This window comes from Bradyrhizobium sp., from assembly GCF_049512235.1.
Classification (GTDB): domain Bacteria; phylum Pseudomonadota; class Alphaproteobacteria; order Rhizobiales; family Xanthobacteraceae; genus Bradyrhizobium.
Map to the genome: position 1 here is coordinate 1 of NZ_JBEKXH010000641.1, position 3,234 is coordinate 3,234.

Annotated in this window: 4 protein-coding genes; all 4 read left to right on the top strand. The window is 63.3% G+C overall.

Annotated elements, in window-relative coordinates; translation table 11 throughout:
- On the top strand, positions 1-790 hold a 790-nt coding region (locus tag ABSG20_RS33190), incomplete at its 5' end, for a chemotaxis protein CheA (protein ID WP_423868669.1).
- Positions 790-1,260 carry a chemotaxis protein CheW gene (locus tag ABSG20_RS33195; protein ID WP_423868670.1) on the top strand — a complete coding sequence of 157 codons (471 nt, stop codon included), beginning with the start codon at positions 790-792 and terminating at the stop codon, positions 1,258-1,260. The genes ABSG20_RS33190 and ABSG20_RS33195, both read left to right, overlap by 1 nt.
- 35 nt (positions 1,261-1,295) lie before the next feature.
- Positions 1,296-2,996, top strand: a complete 1,701-nt coding sequence (locus tag ABSG20_RS33200) for a methyl-accepting chemotaxis protein (RefSeq protein WP_423868671.1) — start codon at positions 1,296-1,298, stop codon at positions 2,994-2,996.
- A 69-nt stretch (positions 2,997-3,065) separates the two neighbouring features.
- Positions 3,066-3,234, top strand: a 169-nt coding sequence (locus ABSG20_RS33205; RefSeq protein ID WP_423868672.1) for a chemotaxis protein CheW, incomplete at its 3' end; no start/stop codon positions are given.

The window sequence follows — 3,234 nt, forward strand, 5'->3', positions numbered from 1 at the left end:
CCGGGCGGTGGCGGGCAAGAGCGATATCGGCCGGATCGAAATCGCCGCCACCCATGCCGGGGCGCAGGTTCTGGTGACCGTGCGTGACAACGGAGCAGGCCTCAACACCGTTCGCATTCGCGCCAAGGCCGAAGAACACGGCCTGATCGCGCCGGGCGCGGTAATGTCCGATCAGGACGTCCATCAATTCCTGTTTCATCCGGGCTTCTCCACCGCCCAGGTGGTTTCCGCACTGTCCGGGCGCGGTGTCGGCATGGACGTGGTCAAGCGCACCATCGAAGCGATGCGTGGATCGATCGACATCTCGACCGCGCCGGGCAAGGGCACGACGGTGACGCTGCGCCTGCCGCTGACGCTCGCCATCATCGAGGGCTTGCTGATCCGGGTCGGTGAGGGCCGTTACATTATTCCTCTATCGGCCGTGGAGGAGTGCGCCGAGCTGTCCGCCGCCGACGAGCGCGAACGCGGACGCGACTTCCTCAACATGCGCGGCGACCTTGTGCCGTTTCTGCGGCTGAGGAATTTGTTCGACGCCGCCGGCGAGCCCGATCGTCATCAAAAAATCATCATCGCCTCGGCCGGCGAGACCCGCGTCGGCCTGATCGTCGATCAGATCATCGGCAGCCACCAGTCCGTCATCAAATCGCTGTCGAAGCTCCATTCGGACGTGACGATGTTCTCCGGCGCCACCATTCTCGGCGACGGCAGTGCCGCGTTGATTCTCGACGTCGCGCAACTGATCACGGCCGGCCAGGGACTCGCCGACAAACCGCTCAAAGAGGCTGCGTGATGAATGTAATTGAGCGCAAACCGGAAACGCTTGAAGCCGCCGCGCTGATGCAGGTCGTGATGCTCGGAATCGGCGACGAGGTGTTTGCCCTCGACACCGAACTGGTCCGGGAAATCATCGATCCGGTTCCGGCCACCCGGGTTGCCGGCGCGCGGCCGTTTCTGCCGTCGGTCGTCAATGTAAGGGGCAACGTCATTCCTCTTGCCGATCTGCGCGTGCGTTTCGGCATGCCCAAGACCGAGAGTACAGCCGACACCCGCATCGTGGTGCTCGAGATCAAGATCGACGGCGATCCGGTACTGGTCGGCGTCGTCGCGGACAAGGTCTACGAAGTCACGGAAATTTCGCCGGCCGACGTGCAGCAGACGCCGCGAGTCGGCATGCACTGGAATCCCGAATTCATCCACTTCATCACGAAGTGGCGGAAAGAGTTCGTCATCGTTCCGAACATGGAACGCATCCTCAGCTGAAATCCAATCCCGCGACGGGACCAAGGGGCTATCAAATGCGATTGACTATCAAAGCAAAGCTGGCTGGCGCCTTCGGCGTCGTGATTCTGCTGTCCATGATCGCGGGCGGGATGGCCTACCTGAAGCTCAGCGAAATGATCGCCACGGCCGAAAACCTGGTAATGAGTGCCGGCCGCATGGAAAAGGCCGCCGAGCTCGAGAAAGGTATGCTGCTTCAGATTCGGGCGGAGAAGAATATGATCCTTTCGAGCTCCGATACCGATGCTGACCGGTTCTCTGCCGAGATCGGCACGCTTCGGACTTCCGTAGCAAGGACGAAGGACGAGATTTACGCGGGCGCCACCGAAGGCGGCAGGAAACTGCTTGAACGGTTCGCCGCGACCTATGGCAGCATGAACGCGGCCCAGGACCAGACGATCAAACTTGCCAAGCTCGAAAAGGCAAAGGCGGCCGAGCATTCGATGACCGAGAGCCGCAAGGCCACGGGCGAGGCCATGGAAGCTGCGAACGATTATGTGGTGTTCGTGAAGAAGCTGATGGCCGACCGGGCCGAACTGGCGAAGGAAGACGGCGGTCGGGCGCAATCCCTGCTGCTTGCTCTCGTCATTGCGTCCCTCGTCATTGCCATTGCGGCGGCGACCTGGATCGCGCTCAACATCAGCCGCGGCCTCAGCCGTGCGGTCGTTCTCGCCGACGCCGTCGCCGCCGGCGACCTCACAAAGACGCTGAAGGCTTCAAGCAACGATGAAGTTGGCGATCTGATCGCCTCCCTCAACAATACCGTGGAACGTCTTCGCTCGGTTGTCGGCGATACCTTGACGGCATCGCAGAACATGTCCGCCGGCAGCCAGGAATTGTCGGCCAGCGCCGAGCAGCTGTCGCAGGGCGCGACCGAGCAGGCCTCGGCTTCGGAGGAAGCCTCCGCCTCGATGGAGGAGATGGCGGCCAATGTGAAGCAGAATGCCGAGAACGCCGGTCAGACCGAGAAGATCGCCCACCAGTCGTCGCAGGATGCCGAGGCCAGCGGCATCGCCGTCAACCGCGCGGTGGAGGCGATGCAGACCATCGCCGGCAAGATCACCATCGTGCAGGAAATCGCCCGGCAGACCGATCTCCTGGCGCTGAACGCGGCGGTGGAAGCGGCCAGGGCGGGCGAGCACGGCAAGGGTTTTGCGGTGGTGGCCTCCGAAGTCCGCAAGCTCGCCGAGCGCAGCCAGACCGCGGCCGCCGAAATCAGCGCGCTGTCGGGTGAGACCGTCAAGGCCGCGCAGGAGGCGGGCACCATGCTGTCCCGCCTGGTGCCGGACATCAAGAAGACCGCGCAGCTGGTGCAGGAGATCTCGGCCGCCTGCCGCGAGCAGGATGTCGGCTCCTCGCAGATCAACCAGGCGATCCAGCAGCTCGACAAGGTCGGCCAGCAGAATTCCGCCGCCTCCGAGCAGGTGTCGTCGACGGCGGAGGAGCTGGCGTCCCAGGCCGAGCAGCTGCAATCCACCATCTCCTACTTCAGGATCGATCAGGCCAAGAGCGATACGCCGCAGCCGTCGGTGGCCATCGACAAGGCCGTCGCGCAACTGCGCTCCAAGGCAGCCCATATGTCGGGAGCCGCTCGCGGAGCCAAGAAGCCGGTGCACGCCAGGCCGGTCCGGGCTCTCAAGGCGGCTGGCGGGTCGGGCGGCTTTGCGCTTGAGATGCATGACGCGGTGGACGAACACGACGCCGATTTCCATCGCTGAACACAAACGGCCGCGCCCCGGGGCGCGGCCTCTCCATCGTCCCGTAACCCAACCGCACGGAGTCAGGTCATGGCCGAAATAGCGCAATATCTGACGCTCGGTCTCGATGGCGAGACCTTTGGCATCGGTATCCGGAACGTACGCGAGATTCTCGACATGCGGCCGATATCGAAATTGCCGCATGCTCCGGATTGCCTGCTCGGGATGATCGATGTGCGCGGTACCAGTTTTCCGATTG

What these genes read in the sequence shown, in the direction of transcription:
- ABSG20_RS33195 (WP_423868670.1), top strand. Translation starts at nt 790, where the DNA reads ATGAATGTAATTGAGCGCAAACCGGAAACGCTTGAAGCCGCCGCGCTG.
- ABSG20_RS33200 (WP_423868671.1), top strand. Translation starts at nt 1,296, where the DNA reads ATGCGATTGACTATCAAAGCAAAGCTGGCTGGCGCCTTCGGCGTCGTG.